We start from the raw sequence: 23017 nt of genomic DNA on the forward strand, positions 1-23017 counted from the left end.
CCGGATCAATGTTCCGCACCGGCATATCCATATTTAACCGGCCCGGATATACCCGGAACCTCGCAGACGGGCAACCGTTATTCCAACGCCGATATCTGTAGCCGCTGCCGCAGGCTGCGATCGACCGGAACGGTCGTAGCGATCTGAAGGGTGCTGGGGGTTTGGCTAAAAATCGAGAACCAAGGCCTACCGGCCTTATCGCAGCCTGCGGCAGCGGCTACAGGGTGCATGGTCGGGCTTTGCCCGAGTCAGCCATAAAAAAGGGCGACCCAAGGGTCGCCCTTTTTGCTGCGCTGAAGGCTTATGCCGCGCTGAACAGCTTGTGCGGGTCGATGACGAATTTCTTCGGCACGCCGGCGTCGAATTCACCGTAGCCACGCGGGGCGTCGTCCAGGCTGATGACCTGCACGCCGACCACTTCGGCGATGTTGATGCGGTCCCACATGATGGCTTGCATCAGTTGGCGGTTGTACTTCATCACCGGGGTCTGGCCGGTGTGGAAGCTGTGGGACTTGGCCCAGCCGAGGCCGAAGCGGATGCTCAGGCTGCCCATCTTGGCCGCGGCATCTACCGCGCCCGGGTCTTCGGTGACGTAGAGGCCTGGGATACCGATCTTGCCGGCGACCCGTACCACGCCCATCAACGAGTTGAGCACTGTGGCCGGCGCTTCGTGCTGGGCACCGGAATGGCCATGGCCGCGGGCTTCGAAGCCCACCGCGTCGACCGCGCAATCCACTTCCGGCTCGCCGAGCAGGGCGGCGATCTGTTCGTGCAGCGGGGTGTCCTTGGACAGGTCGGCAATTTCAAAGCCCTGGGCCTTGGCGTGGGCCAGGCGTACCGGGTTGACGTCGCCGACGATCACCACCGCCGCGCCCAGCAGACGGGCGGACGCAGCCGCGGCCAGGCCTACCGGGCCGGCGCCGGCGATGTAGACGGTGCTGCCCGGGCCAACGCCGGCCGTTACCGCGCCGTGATAGCCGGTCGGCAGGATGTCGGACAGGCAGGTCAGGTCGCGGATCTTCTCCATGGCCTTGTCGCGGTCCGGCAGTTTCAGCAGGTTGAAGTCGGCGTACGGCACCAGCACGTATTCGGCCTGGCCGCCGGTCCAGTCGCCCATGTCGACGTAGCCGTAGGCACCGCCGGCGCGAGCCGGGTTGACGGTCAGGCAGACCCCGGTGTGTTGCTCCTTGCAGGAACGGCAGCGCCCGCACGCCACGTTGAACGGCACCGAGACCAGGTCGCCGAGCTTCAGGTTCTCGACATCGCTGCCCTTCTCCACCACCTCGCCGGTGATTTCGTGACCCAGGACCAGGCCGACCTGGGCAGTGGTACGGCCACGCACCATGTGCTGGTCCGAACCGCAGATATTGGTGGATACCACGCGCAGGATGACGCCGTGCTCAATCTTCCTGCCGCGCGGGTCCTGCATTTTTGGATAGTCGATTTTCTGTACTTCGACCTTGCCATTGCCGAGATACACGACACCACGATTACCAGACATGCTTTCACCTCGCTGTTGTTTTTATGAAACCGCGTTGCCGGAAAAAGGCAGCGCGTAGAGTGCTCGGGTACAGATGCTGTTTCGTCTTCAAAATAACTACGCTGTAGCCGCTGCCGCAGGCTGCGATAAGGTCCGAAGGGCCTTCCAGGGCCCTCAAGAGCGGCGCCCCCTACGGGGTCGATCGCAGCCTTCGGCAGCGGCTACAGGTCATAGAACCACTGTTCGATTGGCGTTGAGGAACACCCGCCGTTCGATGTGATAACCCACGGCCCGCGCCAGGGTCAGGCCTTCGATATCGCGCCCCTTGGCGATCAGGTCCTCGGGGTAGTGACTGTGGTCCACCACTTCCACGCCCTGGGCGATGATCGGGCCTTCGTCCAGGTCGTTGTTGATGTAGTGCGCAGTGGCGCCCACCAGTTTCACGCCCTTGTTGTAGGCCTGGTGATAAGGCTTGGCGCCCTTGAAACCGGGCAGCAGGGAGTGGTGGATGTTGATCGCCTTGCCATCGAGCTTGCGGCACAGCTCCGGCGACAGCACTTGCATGTAGCGCGCAAGGATCACCAGTTCGGCGCCGGATTCCTCGATCACCTGCCACACCTGGCGCTCCTGGGACGGTTTGTCGTTGGGGTCCAGGGGGAAGTGGTAGTACGGGATCTGGTGCCAGTCGGCCAGGGGCTTGAGGTCCGGATGGTTGGACACCACCGCCACCACGTCCATCGCCAGTTGGCCGATGCGCTGGCGGTAGAGCAGGTCGTTGAGGCAGTGATCGGCCTTGGAGACCATGATCACCACTTTCGGCCGATGCTGCGGCGGGGTCAGTTCGACGTTCATGTCGAAGGCCCGGGCGCGCTCGGCCAGACCGTCACGCAGGCCCTGCTCGTTGAAATCCTCGGGCTGGCGGAATTCCACACGAATGAAAAAACGCGCCGAAAGCCGGTCATCGAACGAATGGTGTTCGGTGACATAGCAGCCCTGCTCGAACAGAAAGCGGGTCACCGCATCCACCGTGCCGAGCACGCTGGGGCAGTCGGCAGTCAGAATCCAGGTATCGGGTGCGCGGCTCATGCGGGGTGACTCCTGTTCATTGATCTCTCGGTGAAGCGGCACATCCCTGTAGCCGCTGCCGAAGGCTGCGATGAGGTCCGAAGGACCTTCCAGCGCCCTCAAGAGCGACGCCCCCTACGGGGTCGATCGCAGCCTGCGGCAGCGGCTACAGGAATTCGCGTCAGGCCTGAACGCTGAGGCCGTATTCGGCGGCGGCATCCTGCAGCCACAACCACCAGTAATCGGAGAAGCTGCGGCGGATCACCAGTTCCCAGGTGTCTTCGCCCATGCGGCGGATCACCAGTTGCGACTTGGCGAACACGGTGCCGACGGCCTTGCCTACCGGGAAGTTGTTGGGGTGCACATCGTAGCTGGTGGACTTCATCAGCACTTGGCGCACGTTCGGGCCGGACAGCTCGAGAATCTGTTGGCCGCCACTGACGTTGACGATCTGGATATGCAGGTCGCCCAGCGCTTCGCGCAGTTTTTTCTCGGCGGCGAATTCTTCACCGCTCGGCACCACCAGCAACCACTCGTCCGGCCCCATCCACTGCAGGCTGGTTTCGCCCTTGGCGACCACGGTCAGGGCCACCGGCAGTTCCAGGCCCAGGGCCTTGTGCACGCCGGAAGCGAAGGCCGGGTCATGGGCATCGCCACGGATGGTCAGGTGGCCGAGGAGTTTCTTCTCGCGCAGGGTCACGCCTGCGTTCTTGCGGCCCTTGCCCACCAGGCTGGCGAGATCGGCATGGTGCAGCGACGACTCGGCTTTGGCGCCAGTGGTCGGGCGCTGTTGGTAAACGTTGACTGCGGTCATAGAGCACCTGTCTTCAAATTCTTGCATCACACCCGTAGGAGCGGAGCTTGCCCGCGATGAATACATCGCGGTCTGTCTGAGGCACCGCGTGATGCCTATCGCGGGCAAGCCTCGCTCCTACAAGGTTGTAGGGTTAAACGTTCTGGCGATCGCCTTTCGGATCGAAGAACACCGAAGAAACGATTTCCGCCTCGATCACCGTGCCGTCGGCCAATGGCGCGAATACTCGCTCGCCCATCCGCTTCAGGCCGCCCTTGACCACACCCATGGCAAACGAATAACCCAGGGAGTTGTGGGCATAGCTGGAGGTCACGTGACCGACCATGCTCATCGGGATCGCCTGCTTGGTGTTGAACACCAGTTGCGCGCCTTCCGGCAGCCACTGGTTCGGGTCGATCGGCTTCAGGCCCACCAGTTGCTTGCGCTGGTCGCGCACGCAGTCTTCGCGGTTCATGCCACGCCAGCCGATCCACGAGAACGGCTTGGTACGACCGACGCACCAGCCCATGTTCAGGTCGTCCGGGGTCATCGAGCCGTCAGTGTCCTGGCCGACGATGATGAAGCCCTTCTCGGCCCGCAGTACGTGCATGGTTTCGGTGCCGTACGGGGTCAGGTTGTACTTCTTGCCAGCCTCGACGATCTGCTCCAGCACGCCCATGGCGTAGTCGGCCTGGACGTTGATTTCGTACGACAGCTCGCCGGTGAAGGAGATACGGAACACCCGCGCCGGCACGCCGCCCACCAGGCCTTCTTTCCAGGTCATGAACGGGAAGCCGTCCTTGTCCAGGTCGATGTCGGTGACTTCGCTGAGCAGCTTGCGGCTGTTCGGCCCGGACAGGGTCATGGTCGCCCAGTGGTCGGTAACCGAGGTGAAGTACACCTTGAGGTCCGGCCATTCGGTCTGCTGATAGATCTCCAGCCATTGCAGGACGCGCGCGGCGCCACCGGTGGTGGTGGTCATGATGAAGTGGTTCTCGCCGACGCAGGCGGTCACGCCGTCGTCGAAGACCATGCCGTCTTCCTTGCACATCAGGCCGTAGCGCGCCTTGCCCACGTCGAGCTTGGTCCAGGCGTTGGTGTAGATGCGGTTGAGGAACTCACGGGCGTCCGGGCCCTGGATATCGATCTTGCCCAGGGTCGAGGCGTCGAGCAGGCCGACGCTGTCGCGCACTGCCTTGCACTCGCGCTTGACCGCGGCGTGCAGGTCTTCGCCATTCTTCGGGAAGTACCAAGGGCGCTTCCACTGGCCGACGTCCTCGAACTCGGCGCCGTTCTTCACGTGCCACGCATGCAGCGCGGTGAAGCGTACCGGCTCGAAGATGTGCCCGCAGTGACGACCGGCCACGGCGCCGAAAGTCACCGGCGTGTAGTTCGGACGGAACATGGTGGTGCCCATTTGCGGGATGCTCACGTTCAGCGAACGGGCCGCGATGGCCAGGCCGTTGACGTTGCCGAGCTTGCCCTGATCGGTACCGAAGCCCAGCGCGGTGTAGCGCTTGACGTGCTCGACCGACTCGAAGCCCTCGCGGGTCGCCAGTTCGATGGCGGCGGCGGTGACGTCGTTCTGCAGGTCGACGAACTGCTTGGGTGCCCGCGCGGTGCCTTTTTCATGGGGCACCTGGAACAGCGCCAGGGTTGGCTCTTCGAGACGGCTCAGGGCCTTGGGCAGGACCGCTTCCACGGCCTTGAAACCCGCTTCGCTGGCCGCGCGCACGCCGCCTTCGAAACCATCGGCCAGGGAATCGCCGAGGCTGTAGACGCCGTTGATGCCGCCGACGCACACGCGTTTCTGCGGTGCTTCGCCCGGTACGAAACCGAGGATGTCTTCACGCCAGATCGGCTTGCCGCCCAGGTGCGACGCCAGGTGCACCACCGGGCTGTAGCCGCCGGAGCTGGCAATCAGGTCGCAGTCCAGCCACTCGCCCGGGCTGGTGACTTTGTGCGCCTTGACGTCGATCGCTGCGACGCGGGCGCCAGTCACATGCTTGCTGCCACGGGCTTCGATCACCGCACTGGAAGTGAGGATGCGAATGCCCTTGGCGCGGGCTTCTTCCACCAGCGCGCCGCGTGGGTTGTGACGGGCATCGGCGATGGCCACCACTTGCAGGCTGGCGTCGAGCCAGTCCAGGGCCACACGGTAGGCATGGTCGTTGTTGGTGCTCAGCACCAGCTTCTTGCCCGGCGCCACGCCGTAGCGGCGCACGTAGACCGAAACCGCGCCGGCCAGCATGTTGCCCGGCACGTCGTTGTTGCCGTAGACCAGCGGACGCTCGCAAGCACCGGTGGCCAGCACCACGCGCTTGGCACGTACCCGGTGGATGCGCTGGCGTACCTGGCCGATCGGCGCGCGATCGCCGAGGTGGTCGGTCAGGCGCTCGTGAATAGTCAGGAAGTTATGGTCGTGGTAGCCGTTCACGGTGGCCCGTGGCAGCAGGGTCACGTCCGGCAGCGACTTCAGCTCGGCGACCACGGTGGCGACCCACTCGGCCGCCGGCTTACCGTCCAGGCTTTCGCGGCTGTCCAGCAGGCTGCCGCCGAATTCTTCCTGCTCGTCGGCGAGGATCACCCGCGCACCGCTGCGCGCGGCAGCCAGGGCCGCGGCCAGGCCGGCCGGGCCGGCGCCGACGATCAGCACGTCGCAGTGCTGGTTCATGTAGTCGTAGGTGTCCGGATCGTTCTCGGTCGGCGAGCGACCCAGGCCCGCGGCCTTGCGGATGTACTTCTCGTAGGTCATCCAGAACGATTGCGGGTACATGAAGGTTTTGTAGTAGAAGCCCGGCGGCATCAGCTTGCCGCCGACCTTGCCGAGAATCCCCATCATGTCGTTGTTGACGCTCGGCCAGCCGTTGGTGCTGGTGGCGACCAGGCCCTGGTACAGCGCCTGTTGGGTGGCGCGCACGTTAGGGATCTGGGTGGCTTCGGTGGCGCCGATCTGCAGCACCGCGTTCGGCTCTTCGGCACCGGCGGCGAAGATGCCGCGCGGCCGGGAATACTTGAAGCTGCGACCGATGATGTCCACGCCGTTGGCCAGCAGGGCAGCGGCCAGGGTGTCGCCTTCGAAGCCTTTGTAGGTCTGGCCGTTGAAGGTGAAGCTGAGGACTTTGTTGCGGTCGATGCGTCCGCCGTTGGACAGGCGATTGGACTGGCTCATACCTTCTCTCCCAGAGCCTGCGTGGCCGCTTTCGGGCTATCGGTCTTGTCGGTGAATTGCGGCTTGGTACCGATCTTGTAGGTTTCGAGAATCTCGTAGGTCACGGTGTCGCGGGTGGCGTTGAAGTACTGACGGCAGCCGGCGGCGTGGATCCACAGCTCGTGGTGCAGACCGCGAGGGTTATCGCGGAAGAACATGTAGTTGCCCCACTCCTCGTCGGTGCAGTTGTTCGGATCCAGCGGACGCGGGATATGCGCCTGGCCGGACGAATGGAATTCCTCTTCGGAGCGCAGTTCGCCGCAGTGAGGACAGAAGATGTGCAACATAGGGATTTCTCCTATCAAGCCTCTTGAAAACGTAGCGAGCGAAGGCAAGACAAGGCAAAAACAGGGGAGAAAGCGGAGCTTAGTTTACTAAGTGAGCATTTCGAGCCTGTTTTTAACGCCGTATTGCCGAGCGCAGTAGTTTTCATGAGGCCTTTGTTAGTGGGCGACAGCTGCAGCGCCGTGTTCGTCGATCAGCGCACCGTTGTGGAAACGGTCGATGGAGAAAGGTGCGGCCAGCGGGTGCATTTCACCCTTGGCCAGACTCGCGGCGAATACGTTGCCCGAACCCGGGGTGGCCTTGAAGCCGCCGGTACCCCAACCGCAGTTGAAGAACATGTTCGGCACCGGAGTCTTGGAGATGATCGGGCAGGCGTCCGGGGTGGTGTCGACGATGCCGCCCCATTGGCGGTTCATGCGCACCCGCGAAAGGATCGGGAACATCTCGACGATGGCCTGGATGGTGTGCTCGATCACCGGGTACGAACCACGCTGGCCGTAGCCGACCCAGCCGTCGATACCGGCGCCGATCACCAGGTCGCCCTTGTCGGACTGGCTGATGTAACCGTGCACCGCGTTGGACATGATTACGCTGTCGATGATCGGCTTGATCGGCTCGGACACCAGTGCTTGCAGCGGGTGCGATTCGATCGGCAGGCGGAAACCGGCGAGCTTGGCCATGTGCCCGGAGTTACCGGCGGTGACCACGCCGACGCGCTTGGCGCCGATGAAACCCTTGTTGGTTTCCACGCCGATGCACACGCCGTTTTCCTTGCGGAAGCCGATCACTTCGGTCTGCTGGATCAGGTCCACGCCCAGGGCGTCGGCGGCACGGGCGAAGCCCCAGGCCACGGCGTCGTGGCGGGCCACGCCGCCACGGCGCTGGACGGTGGCGCCCATCACCGGGTAGCGGGTGTTCTTGGAGCAGTCCAGGTACGGAATCTCGTCCGCCACCTGCTTGGCGTTGAGCAGCTCGCCGTCCACGCCGTTGAGGCGGTTGGCGCTGACCCGACGCTCGGAATCGCGGATGTCCTGCAGGGTGTGGCACAGGTTGTAGACGCCGCGCTGGGAGAACATCACGTTGTAGTTGAGGTCCTGGGACAGGCCTTCCCACAGTTTCATCGCGTGTTCGTACAGGTGCGCCGACTCGTCCCACAGGTAGTTGGAACGCACGATGGTGGTGTTGCGCGCGGTGTTACCGCCGCCCAGCCAGCCTTTCTCGACCACGGCGACGTTGGTGATGCCGTGCTCCTTGGCCAGGTAGTAGGCGGTCGCCAGGCCATGCCCGCCACCGCCGACGATGACCACGTCGTAGACCTTTTTCGGGGTCGGCGTGCGCCACATGCGCTGCCAGTTTTCATGGTGGCTGAGGGAGTGCTTGAAGAGGCCGAAGCCCGAGTAGCGTTGCATAGTCATTTACTCCAAAACCGCACTCAGCGATAAACCGGGAAGTCCGCGCACAGGGCCGATACCTGACGAGCGACATTGGCCTCGACATCGGCGTCGCCGAGGTGGTCGAGGATGTCGCAGATCCAGCCGGCCAGCTCCACGCACTGGGTAACCTTGAAGCCGCGGGTGGTCACCGCCGGGGTGCCGATACGCAGGCCGGAGGTCACGAACGGCGACTGTGGATCGTTCGGGACAGCGTTCTTGTTCACGGTGATGTGGGCGCGGCCCAGGGCGGCGTCCGCATCCTTGCCGGTGAGGCCCTGACGGATCAGGCTGACCAGGAACAGGTGGTTGTCGGTGCCGCCGGACACTACATCGTAGCCGCGTTTGATAAATACGCCGGCCATGGCCTGGGCGTTGTCGATCACTTGCTGCTGGTAGGCCTTGAAGCCAGGCTCCAGCGCTTCCTTGAAGCACACCGCCTTGCCGGCGATCACGTGCATCAGCGGGCCGCCCTGGGCGCCAGGGAACACCGCGGCGTTGAGCTTCTTCTCGATTTCTTCGTTGGCCTTGGCCAGGATCAGGCCGCCACGCGGACCGCGCAGGGTCTTGTGGGTGGTGGTGGTGACCACGTCGGCGTAAGGCAGCGGGTTCGGGTACAGGCCAGCGGCGACCAGACCGGCGACGTGGGCCATGTCGACAAAGAGATAGGCGCCGACCTTATCCGCGATCTGGCGGAAGCGTGGGAAGTCGAGGGTCTTGGAATAGGCCGAGAAGCCAGCGACGATCATCTTCGGCTTGTGCTCGACGGCCAGGCGCTCGACTTCGTCGTAGTCGATCAGCCCGGTATTGGTATCGATGCCGTACTGCACGGCGTTGTACAGCTTGCCCGAGGACGACACCTTGGCGCCGTGGGTCAGGTGGCCGCCATGGGCCAGGCTCATGCCCAGGATGGTGTCGCCGGCTTGCAGCAGGGCCAGGTACACGGCGCTGTTGGCCGAGGAACCGGAGTGCGGCTGGACGTTGGCGTAGTCGGCGCCGAACAGTTGCTTGGCGCGCTCGATGGCCAGGGCCTCGACCTTGTCCACGTGCTCGCAGCCACCGTAGTAACGCTTGCCCGGATAACCTTCGGCGTACTTGTTGGTCAGGCCACTGCCTTGCGCTTGCATCACGCGCTTGCTGGTGTAGTTCTCCGACGCGATCAGCTCGATGTGATCTTCCTGACGTTGCTCCTCGGCATTCATGGCCGCCAGCAGTGCATCGTCATAACCCTGGATTTGGTCTTGCTTGCTGAACATCGCGTCTCTCCCAGCGGCGGCGGTGCGCCTTTCGTCTCGGTGAGGCACGTACCCTGCGGTAGTGCCCTTTGGATGCGATGGTATGACCGGCGCTGACCGGTCAAATGCCTATGGACGCCACGCAAAGGTGCGTTTACGACATGGCCTGGCGCAGAGAGACAAATGCTTCCCGGCGCCACAAGCCGAAGGCTCTATATCCACGGCTTGCCCCGGACCGCAAGCCGCTGGTGCCGACCAGTGGCGCTGCAGGTTTCCTGCTCGCACGTCGCCCCTGTAGCCGCAGCGACAATGCTCGCCATCAGGCCAGGAGATTGCGCAGCGCCAGCAGCAGGAGAAAATGCCCGGGATACAGGAGATAGGCCCAGCGCCGCATCGGTGGCGGCGAAAAACCGCGCAACCGCCGCAGGATCGCCAGCCCCAGCCACGGCGCCAATACGCAGGTGACCAAGGCCCAGGCCGCCACCTGGTTGCCCTGGCGCGCCGCCGGCAGCAGGCTTTCCCACTGATTGGCCGCTAGGCACAGCAACCCCGGCAGCAGCGCCCAGTACCAGCGGCGCTGCAGCACTATTAACAGCGCCAGCGGCAGCAATACGCCAAACAGGCCGAACATCAGGTAGCGGTCGAACAGCCAGCCCAGCAAGGCCGCGACGATCCCCAGCCACAGCGCCAGGCCACCGCGGCGCTGCCAGGCACGGGCCACCAGCAGGCCCAGGGCCAGGGTCGGCAGCACATTCAGGGTGTCGGGGTCGGGAATGTACAGCCGGTACGGCACTTCGCTGAGCAGGCTGAACAGCAGCAGCCAGCCCAGGTAACGCCATTGCCCCGCACCCTCGCGCTCCACCGCGCCGGCCCGCGCCACATTGGCCGCCAGCGCCAGGCAGAACCAGGGAAACGCCAGGCGCCCGGGCACATACAGCAGATCGAGGTTCCAGCCGACGTAGCGCAGGTGATCGAGCACCATGCAAAGCAGCGCCAGCCACTTGAGCAGGTCCAGGGCGCCATCGCGCCGGGCGGCCAGCGGGGTCAGCATCGGGTCTGGCATATATCCTCATGGCCTGTGCATTTTTCACCCATAAACAGAGCGTGTGCTCCCCCGTCAATCTTGGGTAAAGTGGCGCTCCACCGATCTCTGCGAGGCCTGCGCTGTCCTGCTGGCCCAGACCTCGTTGCAAACGCTTTACCCAAGGGCTCCTTACCCAGGAGCGCCTTATCCGGAGCCCTTTATCGAAGGACTCCCCTTTCGGACCCTTAGCACGGAAGACGGCCATGACCGACAAGAGCCAACAATTCGCCAGCGACAACTATTCCGGCATTTGCCCCGAGGCCTGGGCGGCCATGGAACAGGCCAATCGCGGCCACGAACGCGCCTACGGCGACGACCAGTGGACCGCACGCGCCGCCGATTATTTCCGCAAACTGTTCGAGACCGACTGCGAGGTGTTCTTCGCTTTCAACGGCACCGCCGCCAACTCCCTGGCCCTGTCGTCGCTGTGCCAGAGTTACCACAGCGTCATCTGCTCGGAAACCGCCCACGTCGAAACCGACGAATGCGGCGCCCCGGAATTCTTCTCCAACGGTTCCAAGCTGCTGATCGCCGGCACCGAGAACGGCAAGCTGACCCCGGACTCGATCCGCGACATCGCCCTCAAGCGCCAGGACATCCACTATCCCAAACCACGGGTGGTGACCCTGACCCAGGCCACCGAAGTCGGCAGCGTCTACACCCCGGAAGAAATCCGCGCCATCAGCGCCACCTGCAAGGAACTGGGGCTGAACCTGCACATGGACGGCGCGCGCTTCTCCAACGCCTGCGCCTTCCTCGGCTGCTCGCCCGCCGACCTGACCTGGAAAGCCGGGGTCGACGTGCTGTGCTTCGGCGGCACGAAAAACGGCATGGCGGTGGGCGAGGCGATCCTGTTCTTCAACCACAAGCTGGCCGAAGACTTCGACTACCGCTGCAAACAGGCCGGCCAGTTGGCCTCGAAGATGCGTTTTCTGTCGGCGCCCTGGGTCGGCCTGCTGGAAAACGACGCCTGGCTCAAATACGCCCGCCACGCCAACCATTGCGCGCAGTTGCTGGCCGAGCTGGTGGCGGACATTCCTGGGGTGGAGCTGATGTTCCCGGTGCAGGCCAACGGCGTGTTCCTGCAACTCTCGGAACCGGCCATCGCCGCACTGACCGCCCGGGGCTGGCGCTTCTACACCTTCATCGGTAAAGGCGGCGCGCGCTTCATGTGCTCGTGGGACACCGAAGAAGCGCGGGTCCGCGAACTGGCCGCGGACATTCGCCAGGTCATGGCCGGCTAAGCGCCTTCGCCGGCCCGCTGCTTCCTGTCGCGACCAGGAGCGGCGGGCCGGCGCTGCGTGACATCAGTTCACAGATTCCTGAACTGATTATTTCCCTCCACTGATTCAACATCACAGGCGTATATCCGAGACTCCGGGGTCAATTTATAAAAACAAGGCAATCCCCCATGACCAGCCTGCCCGCGGCAACGGAAAAAGCCCCGTCACCCAGCCTCAAGATCGAAACCCGTTCCATCGACTACGTGCCGCGCCACGAGCGCCACGGCAAGGTCTGGCACCAGGGACCGTTCTGGTTCACCGGCAACTTTGTCCTGACCACCATGGTCACCGGCTTCACCGGCGCCGCCCTCGGCCTGAGCCTGCACTACTCGATCCTGGCCATCGTCCTCGGCGTCTGCCTGGGCACCTTCTGCATGGCCTTCCACGCCAACCAGGGACCCCGCATGGGCCTGCCGCAGATGATCCAGTCGCGGGCGCAATTCGGCCTGCGCGGCGCCATCGTGCCGTTCACCGCCGTCGTCTTCGTCTACATCGGCTTCAATGTGTTCAACGTGATCCTCGCCACCGATGCGATCAACACCGTGGTCCCCGGCGCGCGGGCGCCCTGGTACAGCCTGATGATCATCCTCGCGGTGATCATCGCCGTGGTCGGCCATGACCTGCTGCACGCCGTGCAGCGCTGGCTGACCTACATCATGATCAGCGTGTTCAGCGTACTGACCGTCAGCGCGCTGCTGACCCTGCAGGCCGATGCCGCCGTGGCCGACGCGCATTTTTCCTGGTCGGCCTTCCTGATCCAGCTGTCGGCGGCCGCCGGCTACCAGATCAGCTACTCGGTGTATGTCTCGGATTACTCGCGCTACCTGCCGCACAAGACCTCGTCGCGCCAGGTGATTTTCTGGACCTACCTGGGCGCCGCGGGTTCGGCGCTGTGGCTGATGTCCCTGGGCGCCTTCCTGGCGTCCGCCCTGCCGTCCCCGGACGCCATCGGCAGCGTCCGCGAAGTCGGCAACCAGATGATCCCGGGCTTCGGCACCTTCACCGTGCTGATCGCCGTGCCCGCCCTGGTCGGCATCATGGCGGTCAACTGCTACGGCGCGATGCTCACCGGCATCAGTGCCATCGACGGTTTCCTGCAGATCCAGCCGAACCTCAAGAGCCGGGTGGTGGGCATTGCCCTGGTGGCGGTGGTGATTTTCCTGATCGCCATGAACATCCCCGACAGCTACCTGGCGAGCTTCAACACCTTCGTGCTGCTGATGCTGTATTTCCTGGTGCCCTGGACCGCGGTCAACCTGGCGGACTTCTACGTGGTGCGCAAAGGTCACTACGCCATCAGCGACATCTTCAACCCGGCCGGCATTTATGGCCGCTGGGCCATGCCTGGGCTGGTCGCCTATTTCCTCGGCCTGATCGCAATGATTCCGTTCATGTCCCTGGGCTTCTACCAGGGCCCGGTTTCCCGGGCGCTGGAGGGCGCGGACATTGCCTTTGTCATCGGCCTGGCCGTGGCCGGCGTGGCTTACTGGGCGCTGACCCGTGGCCTGGACCTGGATGTCGAGCGCCTGGCGATCCAGGCCAGCGAACGCCAACTGGAAGGAGTCGGCCAATGACTAGACCGCATACCCTGAAAGTCGCCTGCCAACAGCTCGCCCCGCGGGTGGGCGAGCTCGACTACAACCGTGACCTGGGCCAACGGGCCATTCGCGAGGCCGCCGCCGAGGGCGCCCAGGTGGTGGTGCTGCCGGAACTGCTGCAAAGCGGCTATGTGTTCGCCGACCGGCAAGAGGCGCTGGCGCTGTCCGAGCCCCTCGACGGGCCGACATTGACCCTGTGGAAGGCCCTGGCTGCGGAACTGCAGGTGGTGATCGTCGGCGGCTTCTGCGAGCGCCTGAATGCCGGGCAAGTGGCCAACAGCGCCGCGCTGGTCGAGCCCGAAGGGCGGGTGACGGTGTATCGCAAGGCCCATCTGTGGGACCGTGAGAAGCTGGTATTCACGGTCGGCGACCAGCCGCCACCGGTGGTCGAGACCCGTTTTGGCGCGATCGCGATGCTGATCTGCTACGACCTGGAGTTCCCGGAATGGGTACGCCTGCCCGCGCTGGCCGGCGCCGCCCTGCTCTGCGCCCCGGTCAACTGGCCGGACGGGCCGCGCCCCGCGGGCGAGCGCCCGGCGGAAATGGTCCGGGTCCAGGCCAACGCCGCGGTCAACCGCATGTTCATCGCCGCCTGCGACCGCTGCGGCGACGAGCGTGGCGTGGCCTGGGTCGGCGGCTCGCTGATCGTCGACGCCGACGGTTATCCGCTGGCCGGCAGCGCCCGTCATCCCCAGCAGCAACTGCTGCTGGCGGAGCTGCCCCTGGCGGACGCCCGGCACAAACACATCAGCGCCCATAACCACGTGCACCTGGATCGCCGTCCGGCGCTGTACTGAGTCCTCCCCCTGCCGCGGGCAAGGCCCGCGGCCCAGCGCCTTTTCGCCCCCGCCCCGCACACGCGCCAGACATGAACTAGATTGACTGGCGAGCCGCTGTACCCGCTCGGATAACGACAATAATCAGGAGCGTCTCCATGTCCTTACAAGGCAAGACCCTGTTCATCACCGGCGCCAGTCGTGGCATCGGCCGCGAGATCGCCCTGCGGGCGGCGCGGGACGGGGCCAATATCGTGATCGCGGCGAAAAGCGCCGACCCTCATCCCAAGCTGCCCGGCACCATCTTCAGCGTGGCCCGCGAGGTCGAGGCGCTGGGGGGCAAGGCCCTGGCCCTGCAAGTGGACGTGCGTGACGAAGAGGTGGTGCGCCAGGCCCTGGCCAAGGCCGCCGAGCAGTTCGGCGGCATCGATGCGCTGGTCAACAATGCGGGGGCAATCAAGCTGACCGGGGTGCAACACATCGAGCTCAAGCGCTTCGACCTGATGCACCAGATCAACACCCGCGCCGTGCTGCTGTGCAGCCAGGCGGCCCTGCCCTACCTGAAAAGCAGCGGCGGCCACATTCTCAACCTGTCGCCGCCGCTGAACCTGGCGAGCAAATGGTTCGCCCAGTACAGCCCCTACACCGTGACCAAATACGGCATGAGCATGCTGACCCTGGGCATGAGCGAGGAATTCAAGAACTACGGCATCAGCGTCAACTCGCTGTGGCCGCAGACCATGATCGCCACCGCCGCCATCGAGTTCCAGCTGGGTTCGCGCGAGTCGTTCAAGCATGCGCGCACGCCTGCGATCATGGCCGACGCGGCCTATGCGATCCTTTCCAGCAGCCAGCGCCGCATCACCGGGCGCTTGCTGATCGACGAGGAAATACTGCGCGAACAGGGGGTGAGCGATTTCGCCCATTACCGCTTCGATCCCGACAGCAGCGAAGCGCTGATGACGGATCTGTTTATCGATTGAAAAAACGCAGGGCGCCAATCGCGAGCAAGCTCGCTCCTACAGGTCAGGTGCAGAACCTGTAGGAGCGAGCTTGCTCGCGATGAACGATAACGCGATCCCAAGCCACGCCCGGGACCGGAAACGTTCGCTCAATACTCGACCCGCACATCCCCCTTCGGCACGCTGCAGCAGGACAGGATGTAGCCTTCGGCTTCGTCTTCCTCGGTGATGCCACCGTTGTGGTCCATCTCCACTTCACCGCCCAGCTTGAGCACCTTGCAGGTGCCGCAGATGCCCATGCCGCAGGCCTTGGGGATCATCAGGCCAAGCTTGGCCGCGGCGGCATGGACAGTCTCGCCCGGCGCCACGCGGATGCTCTTGCCGGAAGCGGTGAACTCCACCTGGTGCAGGTCGGCGACGTCGATTTCCGGCGCCTCGGCGGCCTGTTCGGCCTGTTCCACGGCGTCGGCACGGGCTTCCGGTGGCGTCGCGCCGAAGGATTCCTCGTGGTAGCGCGACATGTCGAAGCCACTGGCCTCGAGCAGGCGCTTGACCGCGTTCATGTAAGGGGTCGGGCCGCAGCAGAACACCTCGCGCTCGAGGAAGTCCGGCGCCATCAGCTCCAGCATCTTGTGGTTCAGGTAGCCGCGATAACCGGCCCAGGGCTCGCCCAGGCCATGTTTCTCGCAGATCAGGTGCAGGCTGAAGTTGTCGATCCGCGACGCCATGTGCTCCAGCTCGCGGTGATAAATGATGTCCTTCGGCGAGCGCGCGCTGTGGATAAACACCATGTCGACATTGCCGTTGGTGTCGTAGAACCAGCGCGCCATGGACATCACCGGGGTGATGCCGACGCCGCCGCTGAGGTACAGGACTTTCGGGCTCGGGAAGTCGATGGCGTTGAACAGCCCCACCGGCCCGTGCACCGCCAGCTCCTGGCCTTCGTGCAGGGTGTCGTGCAGCCAGTTGGACACCTTGCCGCCAGGGACGCGCTTGATGGTCACCGAGAAGCTGTAGGGCACCGAGGGCGAGCTGGAAATGGTGTAGGAACGCATGATCGGCTGGCCTTCGATCTCCAGCTCCAGGGTGACGAACTGCCCCGGCTTGAAGAAGAACATGATCGGCTGGTCGGCCATGAAACAGAAGGTGCGCACGTCCCAGGTTTCCTGGATGACTTTGACGCAACGGACGATGTGTCGGCCATTGGCCCAGGTCTGGGTGGTTACCGGGTTCAGGAAGTTGTTGGACATGCTGATCTCCACGGCCGACTGCCGGCCTTTATGGTGGCGATTGTGCGCAGGCCCATAAACACCCATTTACCTATCTGCGACATTCACATACTTATCGCGACCAGCCCCCAACCACCGGGGCTTGCGCGTCGGGAACAGATTGGGCCATGTCGCCCATGGATAAGGTTCTGGACCGCGCCGGCCCCACACTCGCCTCAACTGATAACCGCTGATTTTCTTTCAGCCTTGCGTAGCAACCGTAGTCACTTTCGCCGGCCACACAGATGGCCATGAGGACCAAAACGATGGACGTCACCGCAACCCTGAGCCTGGGCGATCCGCTGGAACCCGCACGCAAGGCCACCGCACAAATGCTCCAAGAACGCGAGCGGACCTTTTCCCTGCCGCAGCCGTTCTATTGCGACGAGCGCCTGTTCGATATCGACATGCAGGAGATCTTCCAGAAGGAATGGCTGATCGCCGGCATGACCTGCGAGATTCCGACCAAGGGCAACTACATGACCCTGCAGGTCGGCAAGAACCCGATCATCGTGATCCGTGGCGCCGACGGCGTAGTCCATGCCTTCCACAACGTCTGCCGCCACCGCGGTTCGCGCCTGTGCACCAGCGATAAGGGCAAGGTCGCCAAGCTGGTCTGCCACTACCACCAGTGGACCTACGAGCTGGACGGCCGCCTGCTGTTCGCCGGCACCGAGATGGGCGCCGACTTCGACATGAAGCAGTACGGCCTCAAGCCGGTGAACGTGAAGACCGCCGGTGGCTACATCTTCATCAGCCTCGCGGAAAACCCGCCGGCCATCGATGACTTCCTGGCGACCCTGACGCACTACATGGAACCCTACGACATGGAGAACACCAAGGTGGCGGTGCAAACCACCTTGATGGAAAAGGCCAACTGGAAGCTGGTGCTGGAGAACAACCGCGAGTGCTACCACTGCGGCGGTTCGCACCCGGAGTTGCTGAAAACCCTGCTGGAGTGGGACGACGTCACCGACCCGCGCGCCGACCAGGCGTTCAAGGACCACGTGAGCGCCTGCGCCACCGCCTGGGAAGCCGAGAAGATCCCTTACGCCCACGCCAGCTTCGGCCTGCGTAACCGCATCGTGCGCATGCCGCTGCTCAAGGGCACCGTGTCCATGACCATGGACGGCAAGCAGGGCTGCGCCAAGCTGATGGGCCGGATCAAGAACCCGGACCTGGGCTCGATGCGCATCCTGCACCTGCCGCACTCGTGGAACCACTGCATGGGCGACCACATCATCGTGTTCACCGTGTGGCCGATCAGCGCCCAGGAAACCATGGTCACCACCAAGTGGCTGGTGCACAAGGACGCGGTCGAAGGCGTGGACTACGACGTCGAGCGTATGCGCCAGGTGTGGGACGCCACCAACGACCAGGACCGTCGCCTGGCCGAAGAGAACCAGCGTGGCATCAACTCCACGGCCTACCAGCCAGGCCCGTACTCCAAGACCTACGAGTTCGGCGTGGTCAACTTCGTGGACTGGTACAGCGAGCGCATGCTGAGCAACCTCGGCGCCGAACCGGCTCCGTACCTCAAGGGCGTGCCGGTTCACGGCTGACCCCGAGTCCTTGCTCGCGATGACCGCGACACGGTGCATCTGACACACCGGGTTATCGTTCATCGCGAGCAAGCTTCGCTCCTACCAGGACGAAGTCGCTGTACAAAATCTGATCTACCCCCTTCCCGGCCATGGCCGACAAGGCCCCCAGCCTTCCGCGAACAAGTTATCCACATCTCCACCCACAGCAAATGTGGGCAACTCGGCTTTCAGCCAGCTGATTCATTGTCAGAACCTGAAGAAAATCCGTGACTTATCCAGAAAGGCCTTTTCCATACAGCTTTGATCGTTTTTTGATCATCAGCCTGTAAGCCACGTATTTAAAGGGCCATAGACGAAGGCGAACACCTTATCCACAGAAGCGCCAACAGACTTTGGGGGCAACTTCGCAGTGAAAGGCATCGGGCTGTGGAAAACCGCCGAATAGCGCGAAATATCGAGGCTTCAGTACGCCGGCAAGGCAAAACCCCGGATTTGCCTATTTTTTGACCAACCCCTTGCAGACCGCTGTTTATATGGCTCTCAGCGGACAGCGAACATCTTATCCACAAAGAGGCCAACAGACTTTGGGGGCAAGTCGGCAGCAGCAGAGGAGCGAGGGAATTCCTTATCCACAGAAAAACCTTCGGAAAAACCTCGACTTAGCTTGATCATTTTTCGTACAACGCGCTGCAGCGCTTGATTGGCGAGGCTTGCAGAGAGGGACGAACATCTTATCCACAGAGGCGCGCACAGGGATTGTGGGTAACCGTGGATGCAGGAGGGGAATCAGTCACAAGCAAGCCGCGCCCCTATAGGAGCGAAGCTTGCTCGCGATAACGGTGGAGCGACAGGCCTGGCCCTAACGGACCACGCCTTCTTCGATCAACAGCTTGAGGATGGCCTCGGCCCCGGCTTCGGCGCTGACGCCCTTGAGCACCTGGCCACCACCGCCGCTGGCCTTGGCAGTCGCGGCTTTCATGCGGTCGGCGCCGCTCTTGGCCTTGATCACTTTCAGGCGCTTGGGCCGGGGTTTGGCCGGTTGCAGGGTGGCGCTGGTGAACAACTCATCGTCGAGCACTTCCACCTGCCGCGCCTGCAGTACCCCGCGTCGGGCCGGGCCGTAGGCACTCTGCCGTGGCTTGGGCGCGGCGTTATCCACAGTGGCGAGGAACGGCAGGCGCACCTTCAGCCGACGGCGCTGGCCGCGTGGCAGGGCTTGCAGCACCAGGGCCACGCCACTGTCGATGGATTCCACCTGGGCCAGGCCCACCACCAGCGGCCAGCCGAGGTTTTCCGCCAGCAGGAACGGCAGCATGCCCGAACCTTCGCCGGTTTCCGCCTGGCTGCCGGTGAGCACCACTTGCGCCCCGGCATCGCGCAGATAATCGGTCAGCGCCGGCAGCGCATCGGCACCGGCCGACTGCTCCAGCACGTGCATCTGTTCCAGGCCCATGCCCAGGTACGCGCGCAGGGCCGGCTCGGCGATATCGCCGGCGTGCAGCACCTGCAGCCTGTCCCCGGCCAGTTGCAGCCCCAGCTCGACCGCCCGCGCATCCTGCTCGGCACGCCGTGGCCGGCCGGAAGTCGGGTGGGCGCCGATGGACACCAGGCTGATCACATTAGTACTCATAACCCTATCCTTCCCTTAAGCCGCATCGCGCTTGGCGCCGTTGCGGTAGGCCTCTACCGCCGCGATCAAGGCTTGAAGAAGCTCGGCGCTTTCGCCAATCACCGACAGGTCGGCGCGTTTGATCATGTCGCAGCCCGGATCGAGGTTGATCGCCACCACCTTGTCGCAGGCACCGATACCCTGCAGATGCTGGATCGCCCCGGAAATCCCCACCGCCACATACACCCGGGCGGTAACCCAGGTGCCCGAGGCGCCGACCTGACGGTCGCGGGCCATGAAACCGTCGTCCACCGCCACCCGCGACGCGCCTTCGGTGGCGCCCAGGGCCGCGGCGGTCCTGTGGAAAAGTTCCCAGTCCTTGACCCCGTTGCCGCCGGAGAAAATGAATTCGGCCTCGGCCATGGGAATCGCCGCCGGGTCCACCGCCACCGCGCCCAGGTCTTCGATCCGCGCCAGGCTGCGCGCCACCGTTGTGGATAACTCCACCGGCAGGGCTTCGTGGCGAGTTTCGCTGACCGGTTCCGCGCATTCGGCGGCGGCCAGGATCAAGCGTGCCAGCGGCCGGGCCAGGTCCTGCAAGCCGGCACCGGCGCGGCCGATGCACTGCTCGTCCTTGACCTGCCAGACCCGCGTGGCCGGGCGTTCACCCAGGGCCGCGGCAAAGCGTCGGCCCAGTTCGCCGCCACCGGTGCGGCTGTCGGGCAGCAGCCAGTGGCGCGGGCTGAACTGGTTATCCACAGCCCGCAGGCCCTGGACCCGTTGTTCCGGTGCATAACCGCTGAATTCGTTGCCTTCCAGCACCAGCAGGCGGTCGACGCCGGCCGTGGCGAAGGCGTTTTCCTTGTGCTCGCCGAACACCACCGCCAGCACCGCGCCGTCCTTGCCGGCCAGCTGATGGGCCAGGCCCAGCAGGTCGCGGTCGTGGCTGCTCAGGCGGCCGCCGACCATGTCCGGCACCACGCTGATGTAGAACGCCGGCTGCGCCACCTGATGCAACGGCAGCTGGACTTCGACCGCAGCACTGCGCTTGACCGCCCCGCCCTGCTGGGCGCCGCTGCGGTCGATGCGCTTGATGCCGTTGGGGCCGATGAAACCGACCCCGTGGGGGTTCTTGCGGATGATGCCGTTGGGCCCCATCCAGCTGTGCTGCGCCGGCTGCAGGGCCGCGTGCAGCGGGTGCAGGCGGTTACGGGCGATCCATTCGGCCCGCGGGTCGCGGCGGATAATGTCGCTCATCAGTGGGCCTCCGCAGGTTCACGTTTGGCCGGGGTCGCCGGCTTGCCGGGCGCGGCGTCTTCCAGCAAGGCGTCGGCCACCAGTTCGGCAATGTCCTTGATCAGCGGTCGTGGTTCGACCACGCCTTCGAGCATCGCGGTGCATTGTGGACAACCCACGGCCACCAGCTCGGCGCCGGTTTCGCGGATGTCGTCCATGCGCATGTCGGGGATCCGCTGCTTGCCCGGGATGTCGGTGATCGGCGCGCCGCCGCCACCGCCGCAGCAGCGCGAGCGGAAACCGGAACGTTGCATTTCCTTGACCTCGATCCCCAGCGCCCGCAGCACTTCCCGCGGCGCCTCGTACTCGCCGTTGTAGCGGCCCAGGTAGCACGGGTCGTGATAGGTCACGCTGTTGCCTTTGTGCTGGCCCAGATTCAGGGCACCAGCGGTAATCAGCTCGGCCATGTAGGTGCTGTGGTGCTGCACCACGTAGTCGCCACCGAGGGCGCCGTATTCGTTTTTCAGCACATGGAAACTGTGGGGGTCGCAGGTGACGATGCGCTTGAAGCTGTACTTGGCCAGGGTCTGGATATTGCGCTTGGCCAGCAGCTGGAAGGTCGCCTCGTCGCCCAGGCGCCGGGCCACGTCGCCGCTGTCGCGCTCTTCCAGGCCGAGTACCGCGAAGTCGACCTTGGCCGCTTTCAGCACTTTAACGAAGGCGCGCAGGGTGCGCTGGTTGCGCATGTCGAACGCACCGTCGCCAACCCAGAACAGCACGTCGGTGGTCTTCTTCTCGCCCAGCAGCGCCAGGTTGAGGTCCGCCGCCCAGTTCATCCGCCCGCCCGGGGCAAAACCGCCCGGGTTGTCGGTGGCGATCAGGTTTTCCAGGACTTCGGCGCCCTTGTTCGGGGTGGCGCCCTTCTCCAGGGTCAGGTGACGACGCATGTCGACGATGGCATCGACGTGCTCGATCATCATCGGGCATTCCTCGACGCAAGCGCGGCAAGTGGTGCAGGACCACAGGGTCTCGGCGTCCACCAGGCCGTTGACGATCGGCTGGTGCGGATTGCCGCTGTGTTCGCCAATCGGTTTACCCGGATACGGGCTGCCAGCGAACTTGGCGTCAGTACCGCCCGCCAGGCCAACCACCATGTCCTGGATCAGCTTTTTCGGGTTCAGCGGCTGGCCGGCGGCAAAGGCCGGGCACGCGGCTTCGCATTTACCGCACTGCACGCAGGCGTCGAAGCCCAGCAATTGGTTCCAGGTGAAATCCTTGGGTTTTTCCACGCCCAGCGGCGCATTCGGGTCTTCCAGGTCCAGCGGCTTGAGGCCGGTGGAACGGCCGCCACCGAAGCGTTCGGCGCGGCGGTGCCAGGCCAAATGCAGGGCACCGGCGAAGGCGTGCTTCATCGGGCCGCCCCAGGTCATGCCGAAGAACAGCTCGGACACGCCCCACAACACACCGATGCCGAGGATCACCGCCAGTACCCAGCCACCGAAGTTTTCCGGGAGGATCCCGGCCACCGGCAGGGTCACCAGGAAGAACGACGCCGAGAACGCCAGCAGGCTTTTCGGCAGGCGCATCCACGGGCCTTTCGACAGGCGCGCCGGCGGGTTGCGGCGGCGCAGGTAGACGAAGATCGCGCCGACGAACATCACCGCCGACATCAGCAGCAAGGCGTAGCCGAGGATGCGGTTATGCAGGCCGAAACCGTGCACCAGAATCGCCAGCACGATGGACGCCACCGCGCCACCGGCCGTGGCCACGTGGGTGTTGGCGATGTATTTGTCCCGCGCCACCACATGGTGCAGGTCGACCATGTAGCGCTTGGGCATGGCCAGCAGGCCGCCGATCAGGTCGACCTTGGACGCACGGCCCCGGCGCCACATGGCCACCCGCCGCAACGCGCCCAGGACAGCCAGGCCGATGGCTGCGAACAGCAGGATGGGAAGAAGGGTGTTCAACATGGTGGAGCTCCCAAAGACCTCGGGCTTAACTACCTGGATGACTTGCTCGTCCTCTGTAGGAGCGAGGCTTGCCCGCGAAGACGTGCTGACATTCACCATGTGCTTTGCACGGGCTCCGGGAGCCATCGCATCCGTCCACGCTGGAGCAGCGCCATGAACCATCTCTCGTCTTCAGAGGCGCGTGGTAC

Annotated in this window: 17 protein-coding genes; 5 read left to right on the plus strand and 12 right to left on the minus strand. The window is 64.3% G+C overall.

Translation table 11 applies throughout. The annotated features are described in order from the left end of the window. Nucleotides 1-301: 301 nt before the first annotated feature. The 8 genes from fdhA to PVZ78_RS30540 form a co-directional block, all read right to left on the minus strand. Nucleotides 302-1501, minus strand: a complete 1200-nt coding sequence (gene fdhA / locus PVZ78_RS30505) for a formaldehyde dehydrogenase, glutathione-independent (protein ID WP_009045939.1) — start codon at nt 1499-1501, stop codon at nt 302-304. A gap of 207 nt (nt 1502-1708) precedes the next feature. After that, nucleotides 1709-2566, minus strand: coding sequence for a formyltetrahydrofolate deformylase (gene purU, locus PVZ78_RS30510; RefSeq protein ID WP_009051219.1), 858 nt, complete (start codon nt 2564-2566; stop codon nt 1709-1711). A 160-nt stretch (nt 2567-2726) separates the two neighbouring features. After that, on the minus strand, nt 2727-3359 hold the full coding sequence (locus tag PVZ78_RS30515; RefSeq protein ID WP_009051220.1) for a sarcosine oxidase subunit gamma: 633 nt from the start codon (nt 3357-3359) through the stop codon (nt 2727-2729). A gap of 133 nt (nt 3360-3492) precedes the next feature. Continuing rightward, nucleotides 3493-6510: a sarcosine oxidase subunit alpha gene (locus tag PVZ78_RS30520; RefSeq protein WP_038636201.1), complete on the minus strand. Its 3018-nt coding sequence runs from the start codon at nt 6508-6510 to the stop codon at nt 3493-3495. Then, nucleotides 6507-6836 (minus strand): sarcosine oxidase subunit delta, encoded by a 330-nt coding sequence (locus PVZ78_RS30525; protein ID WP_009051222.1) that lies wholly within the window; start codon nt 6834-6836, stop codon nt 6507-6509. The genes PVZ78_RS30520 and PVZ78_RS30525 overlap by 4 nt, the downstream gene beginning before the upstream one ends. A gap of 156 nt (nt 6837-6992) precedes the next feature. After that, nucleotides 6993-8243: a sarcosine oxidase subunit beta family protein gene (locus PVZ78_RS30530; protein ID WP_009051223.1), complete on the minus strand. Its 1251-nt coding sequence runs from the start codon at nt 8241-8243 to the stop codon at nt 6993-6995. A 23-nt stretch (nt 8244-8266) separates the two neighbouring features. Then, a complete protein-coding gene (glyA, locus tag PVZ78_RS30535; protein WP_041984857.1) occupies nt 8267-9520 on the minus strand; it encodes a serine hydroxymethyltransferase in 1254 nt (417 codons plus the stop codon). Nucleotides 9521-9818: 298 nt separating this feature from the next. Then, the gene (locus tag PVZ78_RS30540) at nt 9819-10562 is read right to left on the minus strand and encodes a TraX family protein (RefSeq protein ID WP_273829760.1); all 744 of its coding nucleotides are present in this window, start codon (nt 10560-10562) and stop codon (nt 9819-9821) included. 224 nt (nt 10563-10786) lie between these two features. Here PVZ78_RS30540 and PVZ78_RS30545 point away from each other — a divergent pair, with 224 nt between their 5' ends. The 4 genes from PVZ78_RS30545 (at nt 10787) to PVZ78_RS30560 (ending at nt 15223) form a co-directional block, all read left to right on the plus strand. Then, complete coding sequence (locus PVZ78_RS30545; RefSeq protein ID WP_009051226.1) at nt 10787-11827, plus strand: threonine aldolase family protein; 1041 nt, start codon at nt 10787-10789, stop codon at nt 11825-11827. Nucleotides 11828-11994: 167 nt separating this feature from the next. Next, nucleotides 11995-13440, plus strand: coding sequence for a purine-cytosine permease family protein (locus PVZ78_RS30550; protein ID WP_273829761.1), 1446 nt, complete (start codon nt 11995-11997; stop codon nt 13438-13440). Continuing rightward, on the plus strand, nt 13437-14261 hold the full coding sequence (locus tag PVZ78_RS30555; protein WP_273829762.1) for a nitrilase-related carbon-nitrogen hydrolase: 825 nt from the start codon (nt 13437-13439) through the stop codon (nt 14259-14261). The genes PVZ78_RS30550 and PVZ78_RS30555 overlap by 4 nt, the downstream gene beginning before the upstream one ends. A gap of 137 nt (nt 14262-14398) precedes the next feature. Next, the gene (locus PVZ78_RS30560; protein ID WP_124302221.1) at nt 14399-15223 is read left to right on the plus strand and encodes an SDR family oxidoreductase; all 825 of its coding nucleotides are present in this window, start codon (nt 14399-14401) and stop codon (nt 15221-15223) included. Between the two features lie 128 nt (nt 15224-15351). Here PVZ78_RS30560 and gbcB read toward each other — a convergent pair whose 3' ends face one another. Further along, nucleotides 15352-16452, minus strand: a complete 1101-nt coding sequence (gene gbcB / locus PVZ78_RS30565; protein ID WP_009051230.1) for a glycine-betaine demethylase subunit GbcB — start codon at nt 16450-16452, stop codon at nt 15352-15354. A gap of 284 nt (nt 16453-16736) precedes the next feature. Here gbcB and gbcA point away from each other — a divergent pair, with 284 nt between their 5' ends. Then, nucleotides 16737-18032: a glycine-betaine demethylase subunit GbcA gene (gene gbcA / locus PVZ78_RS30570; RefSeq protein ID WP_009051232.1), complete on the plus strand. Its 1296-nt coding sequence runs from the start codon at nt 16737-16739 to the stop codon at nt 18030-18032. Nucleotides 18033-18873: 841 nt separating this feature from the next. Here gbcA and etfB read toward each other — a convergent pair. The 3 genes from etfB to dgcB are packed head-to-tail and all read right to left on the minus strand — an operon-like array spanning nt 18874 to nt 22829. Then, nucleotides 18874-19644, minus strand: a complete 771-nt coding sequence (gene etfB / locus PVZ78_RS30575) for an electron transfer flavoprotein subunit beta (RefSeq protein ID WP_009051233.1) — start codon at nt 19642-19644, stop codon at nt 18874-18876. Nucleotides 19645-19659: 15 nt separating this feature from the next. Beyond that, the gene (etfA, locus tag PVZ78_RS30580; protein WP_273829763.1) at nt 19660-20880 is read right to left on the minus strand and encodes an electron transfer flavoprotein subunit alpha; all 1221 of its coding nucleotides are present in this window, start codon (nt 20878-20880) and stop codon (nt 19660-19662) included. After that, nucleotides 20880-22829, minus strand: a complete 1950-nt coding sequence (gene dgcB, locus PVZ78_RS30585; RefSeq protein WP_016704210.1) for a dimethylglycine demethylation protein DgcB — start codon at nt 22827-22829, stop codon at nt 20880-20882. Before dgcB ends, etfA begins: the two co-directional genes overlap by 1 nt. Nucleotides 22830-23017: the final 188 nt, after the last annotated feature.

Source organism: Pseudomonas sp. SBT1-2 (genome assembly GCF_028640875.1).
Taxonomy (GTDB): domain Bacteria; phylum Pseudomonadota; class Gammaproteobacteria; order Pseudomonadales; family Pseudomonadaceae; genus Aquipseudomonas; species Aquipseudomonas chlororaphis_I.

Coding starts and splice junctions, on each gene's coding strand:
- fdhA (WP_009045939.1), bottom strand. CDS start 1,501: ATGTCTGGTAATCGTGGTGTCGTGTATCTCGGCAATGGCAAGGTCGAA.
- purU (WP_009051219.1), bottom strand. CDS start 2,566: ATGAGCCGCGCACCCGATACCTGGATTCTGACTGCCGACTGCCCCAGC.
- PVZ78_RS30515 (WP_009051220.1), bottom strand. CDS start 3,359: ATGACCGCAGTCAACGTTTACCAACAGCGCCCGACCACTGGCGCCAAA.
- PVZ78_RS30520 (WP_038636201.1), bottom strand. CDS start 6,510: ATGAGCCAGTCCAATCGCCTGTCCAACGGCGGACGCATCGACCGCAAC.
- PVZ78_RS30525 (WP_009051222.1), bottom strand. CDS start 6,836: ATGTTGCACATCTTCTGTCCTCACTGCGGCGAACTGCGCTCCGAAGAG.
- PVZ78_RS30530 (WP_009051223.1), bottom strand. CDS start 8,243: ATGCAACGCTACTCGGGCTTCGGCCTCTTCAAGCACTCCCTCAGCCAC.
- glyA (WP_041984857.1), bottom strand. CDS start 9,520: ATGTTCAGCAAGCAAGACCAAATCCAGGGTTATGACGATGCACTGCTG.
- PVZ78_RS30540 (WP_273829760.1), bottom strand. CDS start 10,562: ATGCCAGACCCGATGCTGACCCCGCTGGCCGCCCGGCGCGATGGCGCC.
- PVZ78_RS30545 (WP_009051226.1), top strand. CDS start 10,787: ATGACCGACAAGAGCCAACAATTCGCCAGCGACAACTATTCCGGCATT.
- PVZ78_RS30550 (WP_273829761.1), top strand. CDS start 11,995: ATGACCAGCCTGCCCGCGGCAACGGAAAAAGCCCCGTCACCCAGCCTC.
- PVZ78_RS30555 (WP_273829762.1), top strand. CDS start 13,437: ATGACTAGACCGCATACCCTGAAAGTCGCCTGCCAACAGCTCGCCCCG.
- PVZ78_RS30560 (WP_124302221.1), top strand. CDS start 14,399: ATGTCCTTACAAGGCAAGACCCTGTTCATCACCGGCGCCAGTCGTGGC.
- gbcB (WP_009051230.1), bottom strand. CDS start 16,452: ATGTCCAACAACTTCCTGAACCCGGTAACCACCCAGACCTGGGCCAAT.
- gbcA (WP_009051232.1), top strand. CDS start 16,737: ATGGACGTCACCGCAACCCTGAGCCTGGGCGATCCGCTGGAACCCGCA.
- etfB (WP_009051233.1), bottom strand. CDS start 19,644: ATGAGTACTAATGTGATCAGCCTGGTGTCCATCGGCGCCCACCCGACT.
- etfA (WP_273829763.1), bottom strand. CDS start 20,880: ATGAGCGACATTATCCGCCGCGACCCGCGGGCCGAATGGATCGCCCGT.
- dgcB (WP_016704210.1), bottom strand. CDS start 22,829: ATGTTGAACACCCTTCTTCCCATCCTGCTGTTCGCAGCCATCGGCCTG.